Source organism: Bradyrhizobium sp. URHC0002, from assembly GCF_054059515.1.
Window position 1 is genome coordinate 2,029,122 of record NZ_JBSSCF010000001.1, and the last position, 18,599, is coordinate 2,047,720.

Annotated in this window: 11 protein-coding genes and 1 pseudogene; 5 read left to right on the forward strand and 7 right to left on the reverse strand. The window is 60.7% G+C overall.

Annotated features, from left to right (window positions below; translation table 11 throughout):
- Positions 1–10 precede the first annotated feature (10 nt).
- The 4 genes from ACVWVY_RS09630 to ACVWVY_RS09645 form a co-directional block, all read right to left on the reverse strand.
- Complete coding sequence (locus tag ACVWVY_RS09630) at positions 11–1,072, reverse strand: MBL fold metallo-hydrolase (protein ID WP_456626154.1); 1,062 nt, start codon at positions 1,070–1,072, stop codon at positions 11–13.
- A 161-nt stretch (positions 1,073–1,233) separates the two neighbouring features.
- Positions 1,234–3,354, reverse strand: coding sequence for a methyl-accepting chemotaxis protein (locus ACVWVY_RS09635; RefSeq protein ID WP_456626155.1), 2,121 nt, complete (start codon positions 3,352–3,354; stop codon positions 1,234–1,236).
- A 214-nt stretch (positions 3,355–3,568) separates the two neighbouring features.
- Positions 3,569–4,300, reverse strand: a complete 732-nt coding sequence (locus tag ACVWVY_RS09640) for an outer membrane protein (RefSeq protein ID WP_456626156.1) — start codon at positions 4,298–4,300, stop codon at positions 3,569–3,571.
- 222 nt (positions 4,301–4,522) lie between these two features.
- Entirely contained in the window at positions 4,523–4,843 is a 321-nt protein-coding gene (locus ACVWVY_RS09645) for a helix-turn-helix domain-containing protein (protein WP_456626157.1), read from the reverse strand.
- A gap of 100 nt (positions 4,844–4,943) precedes the next feature.
- Between ACVWVY_RS09645 and ACVWVY_RS09650 the strand changes: the two genes are divergently transcribed.
- Entirely contained in the window at positions 4,944–5,177 is a 234-nt protein-coding gene (locus tag ACVWVY_RS09650) for a hypothetical protein (protein WP_456626158.1), read from the forward strand.
- Between the two features lie 65 nt (positions 5,178–5,242).
- Here ACVWVY_RS09650 and ACVWVY_RS09655 read toward each other — a convergent pair.
- Both ACVWVY_RS09655 and ACVWVY_RS09660 read right to left on the reverse strand, forming a co-directional pair.
- Positions 5,243–6,707: pseudogene (locus tag ACVWVY_RS09655) on the reverse strand (GH1 family beta-glucosidase).
- Between the two features lie 2 nt (positions 6,708–6,709).
- Positions 6,710–7,741, reverse strand: coding sequence for a glycoside hydrolase family 16 protein (locus ACVWVY_RS09660; RefSeq protein ID WP_456626159.1), 1,032 nt, complete (start codon positions 7,739–7,741; stop codon positions 6,710–6,712).
- Between the two features lie 261 nt (positions 7,742–8,002).
- Between ACVWVY_RS09660 and ACVWVY_RS09665 the strand changes: the two genes are divergently transcribed.
- On the forward strand, positions 8,003–9,043 hold the full coding sequence (locus tag ACVWVY_RS09665) for an HD-GYP domain-containing protein (RefSeq protein WP_456626160.1): 1,041 nt from the start codon (positions 8,003–8,005) through the stop codon (positions 9,041–9,043).
- A gap of 393 nt (positions 9,044–9,436) precedes the next feature.
- On the opposite strand, the gene ACVWVY_RS09670 is transcribed toward ACVWVY_RS09665, so the two are convergent.
- Complete coding sequence (locus ACVWVY_RS09670; protein WP_456626161.1) at positions 9,437–11,143, reverse strand: adenylate/guanylate cyclase domain-containing protein; 1,707 nt, start codon at positions 11,141–11,143, stop codon at positions 9,437–9,439.
- A 472-nt stretch (positions 11,144–11,615) separates the two neighbouring features.
- On the opposite strand from ACVWVY_RS09670, the gene ACVWVY_RS09675 reads away from it, so the two are divergent.
- The 3 genes from ACVWVY_RS09675 to ACVWVY_RS09685 are packed head-to-tail and all read left to right on the forward strand — an operon-like array spanning position 11,616 to position 18,574.
- A complete protein-coding gene (locus tag ACVWVY_RS09675) occupies positions 11,616–14,366 on the forward strand; it encodes a DUF499 domain-containing protein (RefSeq protein WP_456626162.1) in 2,751 nt (916 codons plus the stop codon).
- Positions 14,366–15,355, forward strand: a complete 990-nt coding sequence (locus tag ACVWVY_RS09680; RefSeq protein WP_456626163.1) for a hypothetical protein — start codon at positions 14,366–14,368, stop codon at positions 15,353–15,355. The genes ACVWVY_RS09675 and ACVWVY_RS09680 overlap by 1 nt, the downstream gene beginning before the upstream one ends.
- A 9-nt stretch (positions 15,356–15,364) precedes the next feature.
- Positions 15,365–18,574 (forward strand): DUF1156 domain-containing protein, encoded by a 3,210-nt coding sequence (locus tag ACVWVY_RS09685; RefSeq protein ID WP_456626164.1) that lies wholly within the window; start codon positions 15,365–15,367, stop codon positions 18,572–18,574.
- Positions 18,575–18,599 lie beyond the last annotated feature (25 nt).

Genomic DNA, 18,599 nt, shown 5'->3' on the forward strand with positions numbered 1-18,599 from the left:
GGGCCCGCTGTCAGGTGGTCCGGAACAGCAGCACGCCGTCGGTCACTTCCGAGGTCAGGCGGCCTTCGTTGAGCATGTAATTGACGTGGGCGATCAGCTCGCCGGAAGCAAAGCCCATCTGGTGCACATCGAGCGGGTATTTGTTGAACACGACCGGCACCAGTTCCCTAGACGTTTGCGGCACTTCACGGCAAGCTTCCGCGATCAGGCGGCAGCGGTCCTCGTGATGGTCGGCGAGCTGCTTGATGCGGGTCTTGAGACCGTAAAACGGAACGCCGTGGCCGGGCAGCACCATGACGTCGTAGGGCAGGGTGGTGGTCAGGCTGGCGAGCGAGGCCAGATATTCGCCCAGCGAGTTCTGTTCGGGCTCGACGGCCCAGACGCTGACATTGGGCGAGATCTTGCTCAAGACCTGGTCGGCGGAGAGAAACAGCTTGTCGGCTGCGCAATACAGCATGACCTGGTCGAGGGCGTGGCCGCCGCCGGTGATGACCTTGAAGCGGCGGGTGCCGATCACGACCTCGTCGCCGTGGGAGATGCGGTGGTAGGCCGGCGGCAGCACCGAGACCCGTTTCAAATAATCCTGGCCGCGGCCGAGCAGTTTGTCGGTCAGGTCCTCGTCCATGCCGTGGCGGCGGAAGAACAACCGCTGCGCGGTTTTGCGCTCTTCGGTGCCGCGGTTCTGGTGATAGACCGATTGCAGATATTCGACCTGCGACATCTGCAGCGGGCAGTCGAAGCGCTCCGTGATCCAGCCGGCAAGGCCGACATGATCGGGATGGGAATGGGTGACGATCAGCCGCGTCACCTTCACATGCCGGAGCGGGCCCTCGAACAGGGTGGTCCATGCCGCGATGGTTTCTTCATTGCCGAAGCCGGAATCCACCATCGCCCAGCCGTCGCCGTCGGCCAGCAGATAGATGTTCACGTGGTTGAGCCGGAACGGCAGCTTGAGGCGGACCCAAAGCACGCCGGGCGTCACCTCGACGACCTGATCGTGGCCGGGGTGATTTTCCCAGGGGTATCGCAGTGCCTCGGCCGAGGACTGCACCGTGTCGGTTTTCGAATGCATGCTACCGGCTTAGCGGTAGAGGCGGCGGCGCGCTAGCCGAAAAAAGCAGGTGCCGGTCCGGATAAAGGCATGGGTATTGCCGGTACTCCGATTCCCCGATGCGCTTTGCGCATCTGGGGTCTGGTCCTTCGGACCGTTCCGGAACGACAAGTGTGGGGCGGTTACGCCGCCCGGATGTTCGACAGGAACGCGTCGATCTCTTCACGCAGCACGTCGGCCTCGCGGCGCAGCGCGCCGGAGGCGGTCAGCACCTGGCCGGCCGCGGTTCCGGCCTGCGACGAGGCGCTGGAGACGCCGACGATGTTGGTGGAAACCTCGCTGGTGCCGCCGGCGGCGTGCTGGATGTTGCGCGCGATCTCGCGCGTCGCCGCACCCTGCTCCTCGACCGCGGCTGCAATCGCTGTTGTCACCTCGTTGATCTCGGCGATCGTGCTGCTGATGTTCCTGATCGCCGAGACCGCCGTCGTGGTCACCGTCTGCATGCTGACGATCTGCTGGCGGATCTCGTCGGTGGCCTTGGCGGTCTGGTTGGCGAGGCTCTTCACCTCGGAGGCGACCACGGCGAAGCCGCGGCCGGCATCGCCGGCGCGGGCCGCCTCGATGGTGGCGTTCAGCGCCAGCAGGTTGGTCTGCGAGGCGATGGTCTGAATCAGATCGACCACCACGCTGATCCGCGCGGCATTGTCGGCAAGTCCCTGCATGGTGGCATCGGTCTCACCGGCGTCGTCGACCGCCTTGCGGGCGATCTCCGCCGAGGTGATGACCTGACGGCCGATTTCCTCGATCGAGGAGGACAATTCCTCGGTGCCCGACGACACGGTCTGCACGTTGGCCGAAGTCTGCTCGGCGGCGGTCGCTACCGCCGTCACCAGTGCGTTCGATTGATCGGCTGTCGCCGACATGCTTTGCGCGGTCGATTGCATCGAGCCCGCCGCGGATTGCAGGCTGTCGAGCGCGGTGCGAACGGTGGTTTCGAACTCGACGATGCGGGCTTCCATGCGGTTGGCGCGTTCGCTCTTGGCGACGCGGTCCTTGTCCTGCTCGGCGGAGAGCGCGCGGCTCTGGATCATGCTCTCGCGGAACACCTGCAGCGAATCCGCCATGGCGCCGATCTCGTCCTGCGCGTGGCTTTGGTAGACCTCCGATTCGAGGTCGCCGCTGGACAATACTTGCATCGAGCGCTGCAGATTGCTGATCCGCCGCAGGATGTTGCGGCCGACATAGAGCCAGACGAACAGGATCGAACCGACCAGCGTCGATATGCCGAGGGCCAGCATGACCATGGTCCCGAACGAAATCTCCTGACGCGCCTGCCAGGTCGCAGCGTCGGTTTCCTTCTGCACGCCGTCAACCAGCTGCTGCACGCTGATGCCAAGGCCGACATTGAGCTTGCGGGTTTCCTCCAGAATGGTCTGGCCGAAATCATCCGTATCCAGTTCCTGCTGGCGGACCTTGAAGACGCCGGTCTTGCCGTCGGCAAGCGCCAGCAGGCTCAGGGTTGTGTTTTGAACGGACCGCATCGCGGTGGTCTTGGGCAGCGCTTCGAGATTCGACTTCACGCGCGCCTGCGCGGTGCGGAAGTCCCTGCCGGTCGCTTCGAGTATCTCGCCGTTGTTGGTCGAAAGCGCGGCGATCATGTCGAACGCCATGAGATTGCCGCTGGCGGCGATGTCGGCGAGCTGGTCGGCGGTCTTGTGGGCCCGGATGGCTTCGGCCTGCGAGAAATTGGGCGCAGCGTAGATGCTGTAGAGTTCGGTCTGCGCGTCGATTGCCGCTGGTCCGGCGGCGGCCACGAAACGCCGCTGCGCCTTGCGCACCGCGTCGTAAAGCTTTTCGTGCTGGGCGGCCAGTTCGAGCCGCTCGCGCGCGGCCGAGCCGAGGCTCTTGATCACCTCATCGATGTTCTTCATGTTCTCGGTGAGCGCCGCAACCACCGCCTTGTCGGCACCGAGTTCGACGATCTCGCCGAGCTTCTGCAGCGCGACCGCCTGGGTTTCCTTCATCTTTTTGGTTCGATCGTTGAGCGCCTCTTCGCTGCGCGCGGCCAGCAGCGCCGGCCCCTGGCTGGCGAGGCTCGCGCTCTGTGCGGATAACTGCAGGCTGGCGGCGAGACGGGGAATATCCCGGCCGCTCAGATCGACCATGGTCCCGCCGAGCCGCCCGAGCATCAGGCCGGCGCCGGCGGAGATGACGATCGCCATCCCGGCGATGACGGCGAAGGCGGCAAACAGACTGCCCCTGACGCCAAAGCGAATACCCTTGGATTTGAATCGTGCCGCCATTTGCCCGCCCCGTCTACGCTACCTTGAGGTGTTTCCTCGCGCGGCAGTATCCCTGTACCCGGTTAACAAGTTTGGAACTGAGAGGCTTTTTGCCGCATTTTTGACAGTGAATTGCCTGCCCTTGACGTATTTTTTCCGTGAACCGGAAAACGGTGGCCAAAAAACAAAAGGCCGGCATGAAAGCCGGCCTTCCGCAATTCACAGTTGAAAGCGCTCAGTAGCGTGCGGCCACGGAGCTCCCGAAGGGAAAGCGGTAATTGACGCCGAGCTTCAGCGTGTGGTCTTCGGTGGTGAAGCTGCCAAATGGCGCTAGCGCGGCGGGTGTCACGAAGCGGGTGCTGCCGAAGTCGTAATACATGTACTCGCCTTTGACCGACCAGTTCGGGGCGAAGGCCAACATGTATTCGACGCCGCCGCCGACGGTCCAGCCATTGCTGTGATTGCCGTTGAGCAGGAAGGGGATCGGAGCGCCGGCCAGGGTCACCCTCTCGGCGTTGTCCGAAAAGGCGTAACCGCCTTTGACGTAGACCAGGCCCGGACCCCAGGTGTAGCCGATGCGGGCCGTGATCGAGCCGAGGCCGCGCTGATCGTTGCTATAGACGTAGCCGCCGGGGAAGGTGGCGGTGAGGTTGTTCTTGCCGAGCCAGGAATACTGGCCTTCGGTGCCGAGCACCCAGTTCGGCGCGAACTGCCAATCGAGGCCGGCCTGAACGCCGCCGAGCAGCCGGGCGCTGGAATCGCTCAGCACCGCGCCGTTGAAGTTGTTGCTGCCGCTGAAGGCGCCGCCGAGATGGCCGCCGATATAGAAGCCGTTCCAGAGAGGGACCGGCGCATAGACGGGGGGCGCCTCTTTGTAGTAGGACCGCCCGCCGAGATCGGCGCCAAAGGCGGGCGCGGCGGCGGTGAGGGCTGCGACGGCCAAGAGGGCTGCGAGGATCTTCTTCATTGTGTTGGTCTCCGAAAACCGTTCGGCGACACCTCGTGCGGGGCGCCTTCCATGCCCACGCAATTAGACTGCATTTATCTAAAATGCTGTCACTTGGCGGTGACAGCGGATGCTAACTCAACCCATTGGCAGGCAAACGTTTTTTGTACTTAACGAAGGCCTAATCAAAGGTTAGGAAAGGCTTAATTTTCGAAGTCCGCGGAGCCTCCCGGCAAGCTTTGCTTAACCAATGCGGCGACGCACGTCGCTGCGCATCTGTTCGCGGAAGGCCTGCCGGCGGGCGGGGCGGTCTTTCACCGGGACGTCGTGGCGGTCGAACACGTTGAACATTTCGAGAATCGGATAGTGGTCGCTGGCCATTGCCAGGATGCGCAGCAGCTCCGCCACCGGCCCGGCCGGGCCGGTGACCTCCCATCGGCGGATGGTGTCGGCGCCATCGGTCGCCGGCAGCCCGCAGAGTTTGGCCATGTCGGCCACCGACAGCGGCTGGCCGATGGCCTCACCAAGATGCTGGCGAAGTTTCTTTAATTCCGCTCCGGTCACGGGTTCTCCGTCCAAATCCACTTGTGTGAAGTACGTCACATACCGAGTGCGGCTTGGAGCGTATACGCATTGCATAAGGTTTCCTGATGAGGAGGCAACCATGCGTCGATTGCTCGAAAGCCTGACCCCCGAGGCCCGCCGGATCTACTGGCAATGGGTCGGCGGCATGTTTGCACTTTATGTCGTGCTGTTGCTCACCGCGGCAGGCGTATTCGTCGGTCACGACTCATCGCGCAAGCTGGCGCAGGAACCGGTCACGACTGTGGCAATCGAGGGCAAGCAGCGCTCCATTTCCGAGATCTCGACGCCGCTGCGGCAGGCCGCGCGGTACTAGAGTGTTTTCCAGCGAAGGGGAGACCGGTTATCGTCAAGAAAACGCGTCAAATCATCTAGCGGCGTTCAGACGCCGATCGCATTCCGCGCCACCACGTCGCGATAGAAGGCTGCGCTGAGCTTTGGCGTGCGGCGCTGCGTCCCGAAGTCGACATGGTAGATCCCGAAGCGCTTTTCGAAGCCGTAGATCCATTCGAAATTGTCCATCAGGCTCCAGAGGAAATAGCCGCGGACCGGCACGCCCTCTGACGTCGCGCGCTGCAATTGCCCGAGATAATTGCGCAGGTACATGATGCGATCGAGGTCGTAGACCTGGCCGTCGGCGTGGAGCTTGTCTTCCGACGACGTGCCGTTCTCGCTGATGTAGATCGTCTCGATGTTCCAGACCTTTGCCGCCAGACGCGGCGCCCAGTAGATCGTCTCCGGTCCCACGCGCAGCCATTCCGAGTTCATGTGCGGAAACGAGGCGGGAAACGGCAGCACGCTCCAGCCCGGCGCCTTGTCGGACGCGCCGATATAGAATTGCGGCGCGTAGATGTTGAGGCCGACGAAATCATTGGGTGAGGAAATGATCTTCAACTCCTCATCGGTGAATTTCGGCGCGGCCGGGCCTGCGAATTGCAGAAACCCGTCGGTGTATTTGCCTTCCAGGATCACGCCAAGGAAGCCGGAGTTGAGTTCGCGCGTCGCCATCTCGGCGGCGCGAACGTTTTCGGGCGTGTCGAATGCCGGCACGCAGGCCGCGATGTTTTCGGCCGGACCCACCCTGGTGCCCGCGCGTCCATGCGCGCGGATCGCCTGCACGGCGAGGCCGTGCGCGAGCGCCACATGGTGGCGGACCTGGTTGACTTCAGCGTCCGGCAGTTTGAGGCCGGGGGCATCGATGCCCCAGCCATAGCCGAAATTCACGAACCTTCCGGCTTCGTTGATCGTGAAGATCGATCTGACGCGATCGGTGATGCGCGCCGCCACGTGGCCGGCATAATCCCCGAATGCTTTCGACGTTTCGCTGGATCGCCAGCCGCCGACCTTGTCCTCGAGCGCCTGCGGCAGGTCCCAGTGATAGAGCGTCGCGTATGGCTCGATGCCGTTCTTGAGCAGTTCGTCGACGAGGCGATCGTAGAAGTCGAGGCCCTTGGGGTTCGGCTTACCCGTTCCTTCCGGAAACACCCGCGGCCATGCGATCGAAAACCGATAGGCCCTGGCGCCCCAATTCCCGGATGAGCCCGATGTCCTCCTTGTAGCGGTGGTAGTGATCGTTGGCGTAATCGCCGGTGGTCCGGTCCTCGATCTTGCCAGGTGTGTGCGCAAAGGTGTCCCAGATCGAGCGGCCGCGACCGTCTTCGTTCACCGCGCCCTCGATCTGGTAGGCCGAGGTCGCGGTGCCCCACACGAAATCCTTCGGAAAACGCGCAGGCCCCGGCCGCTCGGATGCGGCTTGCGCTGCGGCGTCGGCCGGCGCAGCCGCAATGCCGAGCGCGGACAAGCCTGCGAGCTTTGCAAAATGCCGACGCGAGAGTTTTCCGAACATCGTCATCTCCGGTCAGCGTCGTCGATTTGGTAGGCGGATATCCTGTCGATCTCGAAGGCGACAGTCGTGGGCGACTGGCCGTCGACGAACCCCACGCCCTCGAAAGTCTTCGAGCCCATGGCAAGGTTCACGATCATGTACATGGGTTCGTGGAAGCCGACCGGGACCTTGATCTCGGACATCGGCCGGCGGTCGATGTAATAGGTGATGCGATCGGGCTGCCACAGCACGCCGTAGTCATGGAACCCGGTCGCGGCGTCCGGCACGGTGAAGTCAAACCCGCAGCGTTCCACGCGCTGCGTCTCCGGTATCCGCCAATGCGTCGTCATCACGATGTCGCCCGGCCGTTGGCCGCGGCCCTCCATGATGTCGACTTCCGGCGGCCAGCCGCCGTCGTCGGCGAGCATCCAGAACGCCGGCCACACGCCGACGCCGACCGGTATCTTGGCGCGCATTTCGAAGTAGCCGTACTTCTGGGCAAACCGGCTCTGGGTGGTCAGGATGCCCGAGATATATTCATTGTTGAACAGCACGGTTTTCAGCGCCGGCGGGGTGCGGCTGGCTGTGATCGAGAGGACGCCGTCGCTGACCTTGAACGGGTCGAGGCCGAGCGGCGTGGTCTCCCGCCCGCCATAGCGCGGATCGACATAGATCTGCTGCTCGCCGTTATAACTGGTCTTGCGCCTGAAGTCGGAGCCGTCGCCGCCCCAATAGCGGGCTTCCGGCCAGGCGGCGCCGCCCGCGTAATAGGGCGCCCATCTTTGGTTCAGCAGGGGATGGGCGTCGAAATCATCGTGGAAGGTTCGGTGCAGTGATACCGAAGCCAGCGACGTGGGTTCCGGCGCTTCGATGCGGCGGCATTTTTCGCCGAGGATGGCGGTCGCGACCTGCAGCGTGAGTTTGGTCGTCGCGCCGGCGAGATCGGCCTGCGCGAACGCCGGAACCGGGGCGAACGCGCAGCAGATCGAGATCAAGGCGCACAGCGTCAATCTGTCGGTCTCCGGTTCGCTTCGAAACGACTGGAGATCATTCACTGACGTTGCCCTCGATCTGGCGATCCTTCGGCGCCCGGCCGGCACGCTCACCTGTTTGAGGTACGTAGTTATACGTGGTGGAAGCTTAACGGCAAGGTAGCCAGTCTGATGTTGATTAAAATGCTTGAGATGCCGATGGCGCCAATTGTGGTGCGCGCAGGTGGCGGGAACCACCGGCAAGACAATTCATTCATATTCTTTTCAGTGCTTCAATTTTAAAGGGCAACTACCTTACTATTAGGGCGCACGGAAGTTCTTGGAATGCTCGTCTACTTTGTCACCGACGAACCGACGAAGTTGCCTGCGATTCGCGCCATGCTCGAACCGCAACACGCCGTGGTGCCCTGGGTGCTGGGCGGCGATGGCACTGGGCTCAGGTCGCATGGCGTGCTGATGGTCGACATCGACCTGCGGCAGATGTCTCGCGTCGATCAGCTCAAGTTCATTTTGGAACAGCTTACAAGCATTCCGGAAAAGCTGTTCGTCGTTCACAATCTCTCCCGTTCGATGGTTGCGCAGGCCCATGCGCTCGGCGCGACCGCGATCATTTCACGCCCCAAGGAAGCAATTCTCAAGGTCGCGCAGATCGAAGAGGCGGAAGCGGGCGAGGAAAATAATGCTGCAGATCCGACCCTGGAGATGGACGAAGGTGTGGTCGCCTTCGCCTCGATGTTTTCGGATGTGCGCCGTGGCAGGCCACTGAAGCTTGTCGATGCGAAGCGTGCGACGTCAAAGATCATCACCCGCGTCGGGCAGGACGGACTTTCGAACTGGCTCGACGAGGTGCGCCGCTATCATGAGGGGACGTTTCAGCACTGCCTGCTTGTGACAGGTGTTGCGGTCGCCTTCGGGCTGGATGTCGGATTCTCCGGCGGGGACGTCTCGCGGCTCGGAATGGCGGCGACCCTCCACGACATCGGCAAGGCGCGCATCCCGCTGTCGATCCTGGACAAGCCAGGCCGTCTCGATCCCGAGGAGGAAGAGATCATCCGGCGTCATCCCGCGATCGGATATGATCTGTTGAAGGGCGTATCGGGCATCAGCCCGGAAATTCTCGACGGCGTGAGGCACCATCACGAATATCTCGACGGATCCGGCTATCCGGATGGACTGGCGGGCTCGCAGATTTCCGATCTGGTCAGATTGCTGACGATCTCGGATATCTTCGCAGCACTGGTCGAGTCCCGGTCATACCGGCCGCCAATGGCCCGGCAGGACGCCTACCAGATCCTCTGCGGCATGGAAGGCAAGCTGGAGGGAGCGCTGGTCAAGGCGTTCCGCAAGGTCGCGCTGGCGTCGTGATGAACGCTCGCCGATCCGCGCGGATGATCGCGGTCCCGGGCTGATTTCCCCGGCCGCGGCAGGCCATTTCATTTCATGCAAAGAGAATGGTACTGCCAGACAGGATTGAACTGTTCCGAAGCAGTCTCACTCACTGAAAGATCGAGAGTTTTTCAAGCCGCTCACCTTGGTTGTGTATCAGCGCAAGGATCACTTGTGAAGGCGACTTGGGGGAGGGTGCACCTTGCACCCTTGGACCAAACGGTGCGCCGATCCGTAGTAGGATATGCACCCCATCCGGCAGCCGCTGGCTGGCAGATGCCATCCCCCGCAAGCCGACATCAGATCGGAGAATGGCCACGCCTCCTTCGGGGCCATAAGCCGTCTTTCGATCACCTCGTCGCAGTTGGAGAGCTACTCGGGCAACCCCGCTTTCCGAAGACCCTCAGTCAACAGCTTCGAGTTTGACTGCCCGCCCCGAGCGATCCACGATGATATGGTAAAGGCGGGATCGACCTCCAGCAGACGCGCCGCCGCCTCACGTGCCTCGGCGTCACGTCCGAGATGGGCAAAACCGGACGCGAGACAGCGATAAGCGGGCGAAAAGGAGGAGTTCTGGCGTTGGGCTTTCTTCCCTGCGACGATGGCCTCGTCAAAGCGACCAAGCTCGATAAAGGCCAACCCCATCCCAGCAAACGATTGGTGTAGCTGCGGGTCGACCGGGCTCATGCGAATGGCACGTTCAAAGCTCTTGACCGCTTCCTCCTGCAGCCCCGCAACTCTATAGACCCAGCCTCTGCAGTACCATGCGGCATATGAATTCGGGTTGAGCGCGACCGCTCGGTCAGCTATTTCGATCGCACCTTCACTATCGCCGACCATGTACGCTGAGATTAAGGAAAGCCATGCCAACTTTTCTGGATCATCATCGTCGTCGCTCAAGGCCAAGCGAAGCAGCCGAATTGCTTCCTTGCGGTCGAATTGAGGATCGACGGCATGGCCCCAAATGACGTTTTGCGCGTGACAGTTACCCGCCAGAGCCGCGACTAGGCCGAACCGAGGGTCTAGTTCCAAAGCGCGATGAGCCAGCCTTAGCGCCTCGGCCACCCCTTCGCGGGTCGTTAGGTAAGACTGTTGCATGGCTCGGAGATAAAAATCATACGCGGTGAGGTTCTCCGGCCGCCGCCGCGCCGCCAGTGCAATCTCTGTTTGAAGCAATTTCGGCTGAATGGCCGAGACAACCGCGACCGTTACTTCGTCCTGAAGAGCGAAAACGTCCGTCAGGTCACGCTCGAACCTGTCCGCCCAAAGGTGCGCCCCTGTAATCGCGTCAATTAACTGCCCTGCGATGCGAACCTTCCCGGACGCCTTGCGTACAGACCCCTCAAGCACGTAGCGAACGCCAAGCCTGCGTCCGACCTCCTTTATATCGGTGGATTTGCCTTTAAACGTAAAGCTCGAATTGCGGGCGATAACGAACAACCATTTGAACCGCGAAAGCGCGGTGATGATCTCCTCAACCATTCCGTCAGCGAAGTATTCCTGCTCCGGGTCGCCGCTCATGTTCTCGAAGGGCAGCACGGCGATCGACGGCTTGTCCGGGAGTGGCGGGGCCACACTCAGCCTATCGCTTAGCGGGCTATGCGCTCCCGCGCGTACAGCAAAAACGCGGACCGGCTTGCAGATGTTCTTGAGCTGCCGTTCGCCCCGGTCCTCGAAGCCAATGTCCAGCTTGCCCTCGACCTCGCTGTACACTTTTTCGGAAATCAGGATGCCGCCCGGATCGGCGACCCCCTCCAGCCGGACCGCAATGTTGATCCCGTCGCCAAAAAGGTCGCCGTCAGCCCCGACGATAACCTCCCCGAGATTGACCCCAGTGCGCAGCTTGAGGGGGCTTTGACCTGACGCGATCCTTTCCTGTATCTCCACCGCGCATCGTACCGCAGCCGACGGGCTTGCGAACTCGGCCAACGCGCCGTCACCCGTGGTCTTGATCAGTCGCCCATCGTGGCGGGAGAGGCCAGGCTCGATTACTTCGCGCTTCAGCCGCTCGAACTCGGCATAGGTGGCTTCCTCAGCGCGTTGCATCAACGCAGAGTAACCGACCACGTCAGCAGCCAAGATTGCCGCTAGTCGCCTTTGAACCCGCTGCTCTGTCACAGGCCCACCTCCCGAACGACCGGCTAACCCACGCCGCTGGGACAAGGGGGACCCTAGCACTTTGTCGTGGACCTGAGGAAAGGATGGTGCTGCCAGACAGGATTGAACTAAGGCCGCAATCCCGGTTGATATTGATTTTATTGCACTTTTCGGTCCAGCGATCTGTTTTTGTGTGGCACTCTTGGGTGGCGCTCGTTGATGCTGGATAATACCCTAAAGCGACCGAGGGTGCATCACCTTCTTGCCGGCCAGTCTAAGGCTCCACGAGGAGCCCGACCTTTCTCTGATTGGGCAGCGGTATCATCCTCGTCGATTGTCTAATTGTACTGGGTAATACTTTATCGAAATGGTTGCATTGACTGGATGAGGGCCGTAACTCTCCGATGCGTGCCGTTGATCCGACTCTGGTTCCTACATCACAAAAGAAATTCGCATGGGGGAAGCTTATCTAATGCTTGGACTGACTCTACGAGAAGAATTCCGGGGCAGGCGTCTCAAAGGCACGGCGATTGAACTCTCCAACGACCAACAGACCGGCGCGACGCAGATTGCAGCCAAGCAGTTCTTGGAGATTACCTATCCCACACACGACGTGTTGAAAGGCGTTGAAGCCGTCGGTCCCAACCAGGGGCGCCCAGTGGTTGTGATCGGTGAACGCGGCCTTGGCAAATCACACTTGCTGGCTGCGCTATACCACGCGGTGACCGACCCGGCATCGACGGGGGCGTGGCTCAATGCGTGGGCGACCACGTTGTCCGAACCTAACATCGGCAAGATTGCCCTACGCGATGGGATGCATGTCATCGGCGAGAGCCTACACCGCCATCGCTATAAGTTCCTGTGGGATGTGCTGTTCGACAACCATCCACACGGCACCTTCATCAAGGGTAAGTGGGAAGGCCAAGCCGTCTCCAAGACCGAAATCCCGTCCGACAAACTGATCATCGAGCTGTTAGAGAATAAGCCGACGATGCTGCTGCTGGACGAATTCCAGACGTGGTACGACGGCCTCACAAACACAAAACAGTATCCGTGGAAGAACTGGGCTTTCAACTTCATTCAGATTCTTTCGGAAATCGCCAAGGAGCGCCCCGATCTGCTGGTGCTGGTAATTTCAGTGCGCAACGGCGGTAGCGACGCTTACCAGCAAGTGCATCGCGTCAACCCGATTGCCATCGACTTCAAGGCGGGCGGGAGCGCTGAGCGCATCCAGCAAGATCGCCGCCGGATGTTGCTCCACCGTCTGTTTGACAACCGCTTGCAGATCGCCAACGGCACCATCGAATCGCTAGTCGCGCAGCACGCCGCTGAATCCTTCCGCCTGCTTGCCGTGCCTCCTGCTGAGCAGGAGCGCAAACGCCGGGAATTTGCCGAATCATGGCCCTACGCGCCACACCTGCTGCGCCTGCTTGAGGAACAGGTGCTGATTGCCACCGACGCGCAGGAAACGCGCGACCTGATCCGCATTCTCGCCAACCTTTATAAGAGCCGTGGTGAGGCCGTGCCTGTGCTTACCGCCGCAGACTTCCGGCTAGACGACGACTCCTCGGGTATCGGCGCGTTGCTGGAAGCCGTGGCCAACCAGCACCACCGCACGCTTCGCGAAAAGGCGCAGCAGAACATCATCTCGGTGCAGGAGGCGCGACACGATTACGCCAGCATTGCGCCGCACCTACAAGAGATCGTTAGCGCGTTGTGGCTGCGCTCGATTGCTATCGGCAACCTCGCCGGAGCCGAACCGGCCACGTTGCAACTGGACATTACCCGCGACAAACCTGTGGATGACAATGCCTTCCAAGTCGAGCTGGCGACGATTGTCGACAACAGCTTCAATATCCATCCAGATGGCACCAAGTTGCTCTTCCGTGAGGAAGAAAACCCGCGCGCTAAGCTGATGGCCTACGCGCGTAATGACAAACTGTTTGCTGATGGCTCCGATCAAGCCCAGCTCGCTAAGCAAGTGCGCTACGTCATTGGCGGCAGCGACGAGGTCGCCAAGACCTTCCGCGTAATCGCATTGCCGAAATCTTGGGTTAGCGATCCGTGGACATCGCTCGACGAGACCGAGCAGCCCGACAAGTGGGACGACCGTCTGCCCATCCTCGTGCTGCCAGAGGAGCCAGATAGGCTGGACCTAACGTTGGGCCGCTGGCTCAAGGACCGATTGCAGAAGCGCCGTAATACCGTGCGCTTCCTGCTGCCGCGCAATGGCACAACGAACGCGTTTCTTGATCGTGACCTCCTAATCCTCGCCCGTGCCGAGATGAAGGCACTGGAATGGAGTGGACAGAGCCCAGAATACAAAAAGCTTCACAAGGAATTCGAGAGCGCCTTGCGTGACAACCTGAAGAAGCGGTTCGATCGCTTCGCCGTGTTGTATCGCTGGAACTTTGCCGATCCCGCGCAGTGCAAATTTAGCGTCGAGCGTCTGGACAAACAGGGTTCGCAGATTCCCGAGGCCATCGAAGAGGCGCTGACCAGCGATCTGTTCGTGCCGGAGGACTTCGAAGAACTGGTGCTCGAATGTGCCAACAATAACGAATCGGTCGGCAAGCTGCTGCGTGAGCTGCAAGAGCCCCGCCCAACCGGGCAGGATTGCATTCCGTGGCTCGGCGAAACGACGATGAAAGAACGCCTGCTGCGCTTGTGCGCGAAGGGCAAGGTTTCCATTAACGTGCGCGGCATGGAGTATCTGCAGATCCATCCGGGTGAGGATGAGGAAACAGCGTGGCGGCGTCTGCGACCCAAGCTTTCCCACACGGGCCGCCATCTCGACGACGTGTTTGTGATGCTGCCCTCCGCGGTGCCGGCCACCGGGGGCTCCACGCCGCAGACACCATCGCCGCCTGGTGGTGGGCTGTTCGGTGGCAATGGCGCAACGCCAGCCGCGCCGCCAGCGCCCGGAGGCGACAACACCGCTGGCATTCCGTCATCCTCCAGTCCCACCGGCATCTTCGGCGCTGACACTACGACCGCCAAGCCGCGCATCCCACTGTCGAACCCGGCCACGTCGCCGCTCAATTTGATTGGCAGGATCGAAGGCTGGGGCATCGGCCCGGCCACCAAAGTTGCCGAGGTGTCGATCAAGGTGCCAAGCGCCACCGGCGCGCAGCTCAAGGACCTCCTCAAGAAGTTGCCCGAAGGCATGACCTTCGAGCTGAATCTTGAGAAGGAGGACGACTGATGACTGCGACCGTCAGTGCGCTACACGCTATGACGCAAGGCTCAAGCGACGACGCTTGGCGTGTCATTATCAACCACACAGTCGAGATCGCTTCTAAACCGTTGGCGGCAGGCAGCGCGCCAAGCGAAGTCGTCAAGCGGGATCGGGAGATCGGCGAACTTGATCTGTTCCTGTCGTCGTGTGGATGGGATTTGTGGCAAGCCTTTGGCGGCAGCGTCGAGCGTACCTCGGATCGTCTGGTGCGATGGTGGGCCGAACCGTTCAAGTCAAAGGCGGTGCTGATCCTCGACGGACTCTCCTTGCGCGAACTGCCCTGGCTGTTGCAGGGCGCGAAGGAACGCGGCTTTACCCTGCACGAGATCAGCGTCAATGCTTCCGAACTGCCAGGCGAAACCAATGAATTCGCTCGCGCGCTCGGCTTCGCCAGTCGCAGCAAGCTGCAGAACAACGGCGGCGGCCTTGTTCACAAGCTGCAACCTGCCTGGACCGAATCAGTGGATTTACCCTGGAAGGATTGCGAACCCCTGGTCGGCAGCACGCAGAACCAAATCTTCTGGCACCACTGGCCCGATGCCAAGCTGCATGACGGTTCTGGCGCAGGTCAGGGGCTGGAGCCGCTGACGAAGGACGTGGCCGAGCAACTGTCCAGCGACGATTTCTGGGCCTTCCTTGAACGTCTCGCCACCGGTCGGCGCTTAGTCATCACCTCCGACCACGGTTACGCGGCTACTGGCTACTTTCCTGATGCGGATAGCGAGGTTGGCCAGTTCCTCAAACAGAGGTTTTCCAGCGGTCGCAACAAGCCGGGTATGAGTGATACCGGCCCCTTTGTTCCGCCCGTGGCACTGCAAGTAAATAGTCCACACGGCGCGCACCTGTTGGCCCTGGGCCGCAGGAAATGGCGCAGCCAGGGCGGCTACCCGACGCTCACGCACGGCGGCTTGTCGCTGCTGGAAGTGCTGTCGCCCTTCGTCGAAGTGACCAAGTAAGGAAACAGTGTGGCCACCAAGAAAGAACTACTCGCACAAGAGGTCGCCAAGGCCGTTGGCGCGGGCAAAACCGTCGCGCTCGAAACCGTCGATTTCAACGACCCGAAGCGCCCCAAGACTTGTCTTGAAGTCGATTTCCCCATTCTGCCGGTCAATCAAGTGGCGGTGATCGAAGGCAATGCGGGCAAGCCCATCTACCACATGTCCAAATGGTGGGCACGGCGGCGTTCGAGCGTGTTCCGCTCGATGCTGATCGCGGCGGCCACCAAAGCGCCGGAAGATTCATCGCACGCTGCAAAGCTAGTCTGGGACAACTATTACGCCAATCACCAGAAGAAAGGTGCCTTCAGGCACCTGAAGGTTGGGGACATATTCATGGGCGGCGGCACGACGATTGTAGAAGGGTCGCGCCTCGGGATGCAGATGGTCGGCAACGACCTCAACCCGGTAGCGTGGTTTGTAACCAAGCAGGAACTGGCCAACGTCGATCTAGAGGAACTTAAGAAACTTCTCGCGGACATCAAAGCCGAGGTCAAGCCGCAGATCACGCCGTTCTACTTTTGCGACGGGCCGAACGGCGAGAAGGGCACGTGGACGCATCTGCCGACGAAGAAGGTGATGGCCGCCGACTTCGATCCGCTCTCCATCCCGCGTGAAGAACGCAAGGACTACCAGTACGAAGGCCCGGAAATCATCTACACCTTCCGGGCCAAGCATGGCCCGTGTCAGGTGACGGGCTGCGGCCACCGCACGCCGATCATGACCAGCCCCGTGATGGCGGTGAAGACGCTCACCGTGAAGCATTGGGAACGTACTTGCGACAAGTGCCACAGGGCATTCCACGTCGAGGAAGAAGCCGCGCGCATGGCTCCTGACGCGCCACTCTATGTCGCGCCGACCGAATACCCGTACTCCTTACTCGACCGGAAAAAGGGCGTGAGCTGCCCGCATTGCCAACATATTGCCTTGGTGAACCTGGGCAAGGGCAAGAATAAGAAAGTGGAACTGACCCTGCTGGTGCATCCGCAATGGCTGGCGGGCTCACCCAAGCAGGATATGAACGGCCAGCCCTTCGGCGGCTCGGCGCAGGACTCTGTGGCAACTACCGCGCGATGGGATCAGGCGCGCGCGACGAATATTCGACTGCTGGAAGTACGCGGTGCGCTGCCGGATGAAGTGACCTGTCCGGAAACGAACATAACTTTCAAGTCTAGGACCGGAACGGTACCTAAGAAATCGCACTACACCTGCGCGGCCTGTGGCACGGTACAGGACGTGCTCACCACCGTCAGGGCCACAGGCAAGACGGGGCCAATGGCTGCCTATGCGGTCCATGGCTATGCGCCAAAGCGCGACGAAGTAGGCAAGCCCTATAACGGTCGCTTCTTCGCACCCTACGATGCGGCGCATGCGCGACAGTACGACGCCGCGTTCGCGGAATGGGAGAGTCGCAAGGACACGGACCTGAAGGACTACTGGCCTCGCTCTGAGGTGCCGTTCGGATTCATGACGCATATGAATAATGGAGGTATTCCCAATCACGGATATACACATTGGTGGACGATGTTTAATCCACGGCAGCTGCTTGCATTGGCTCAGTTGCTGAAAGGAATCCTGACCATCGGTGATTATTCATGGAGCACAAGAGAGGCGCTGCTGTCCGCGTTCCAACAGAGTGCTCGCTATCAAAATATGTTCTGTTTCTGGGACGTCAATTACGACAAGTTGGTGCCCCACATGAGCAACAACAATTATCATCCAAAGACCAACATAGTTGAAGGTTCGTGTTTCGGGATTATGGGAAGTGGACGATGGTCTTCTTGTTCTGATGGGGTCGTGGAAGGCCTTGCATGGGGACAGAACCCGTATGACCTCGTCAGCCCGCAGAATGTTTCCAACATTCGCAGTGATGGTTCTGACAAGTCAACCAGTGAGAAGGTCTTTCCTGGAGATGCCCTCTTGGGCACACAGATACATTGTTGTTCGTCCACCGATCTAAATTACATTACGACGGCCAGCCTCGATCTCGTCATCACCGATCCACCATTCGGTGGACTCTTGCACTATTCGGAACTGTCCGACTTCTTCTACGTCTGGCTGCGCCTCGCCCTGAAGGCTAAATATCCCGACTGCTTCCTTGCCGAGCACACGCCCAAGCTGCTCGAAGCTGTTGCCAATCGTGCGCGCGAACCGGAAGACCCGGACGGCTTCTATCAGCGCCTGCTCACCGAATGCTGGCGTGAAGCGCATCGCGTGCTCAAGCCCGGCGGCATTCTCGCCTTCACCTTCCACCACAGCGAAGACGAACCGTGGGTGGCAGTACTGGAGTCGCTATTCGATGCGGGCTACTACCTTGAAGCAACGTACCCCATCCGCTCCGACGAGACCAAAGGTGAGGGGGCAAAGCCAGGAACGTTCGGCTCGCAAATGATCGAATACGACATCCTCCACGTCTGTCGCAAGCGTACCGAGGAACCCAAGCCCGTGAGCTGGGGCCGGATGCGCCGCGAAGTGACGGCCGATGTGCGCCAGTTGCAGGCCCTGTTGGAAAACCACGCTAAGGAAGGCCTGCCGGCTGCAGACCTCCAAGTCATCAGGCGTGGCAAAGCATTAGAATACTTCTCGCGCCACTACGGCAAGGTGTACGTGGATGAAGGCCGGCCGATCTCGGTTAGGGATGCCCTGATCGGCATCAACCAGCTCATCGATGAGGACGCTGACAAGGGCAAGGAGCCCGCGCCAGTCGATGCCGAGCCGATCTCACGTCAGTTCTTACGTACCTTCAGCAATGCGAGCGAACTGAAGCGCGATCAGTTGCAGAAATTTCTCAAAGGCTCGATCATCACGCCGGACGATTTTGTGCAGCGCGGTTGGTGCGTAGAGAAGAATAAGATCTTCACCCGCACGAACCCGCTAGAGTTCGCGCGCGAATGGTCGGGCAAACATCGCCGCCGCTTGATCTTCGATCTTGATCAGGCGCTCGTGCTGATTGGGGCGTGCTTCGAAAGCAGCGGGATTAATGCTTCGGACACCCTGAAGAACGAAAATTTCAGGCCCCACATTGCGCTCAAGCCGTTGCTCGACTGGTTTATCCGCAGCGGATCGGATCAATCGACTCGCAACGCAGCCTCCCGCGCGGTGTCCATCTACAACTCGTGGCAGGTCAGTCAGGAGGTCCGACCTAGGCAGGGCTCCTTGTTCGAGGAATACGAGTTATGAGGCAACTACTGGACACCGTTTGGCA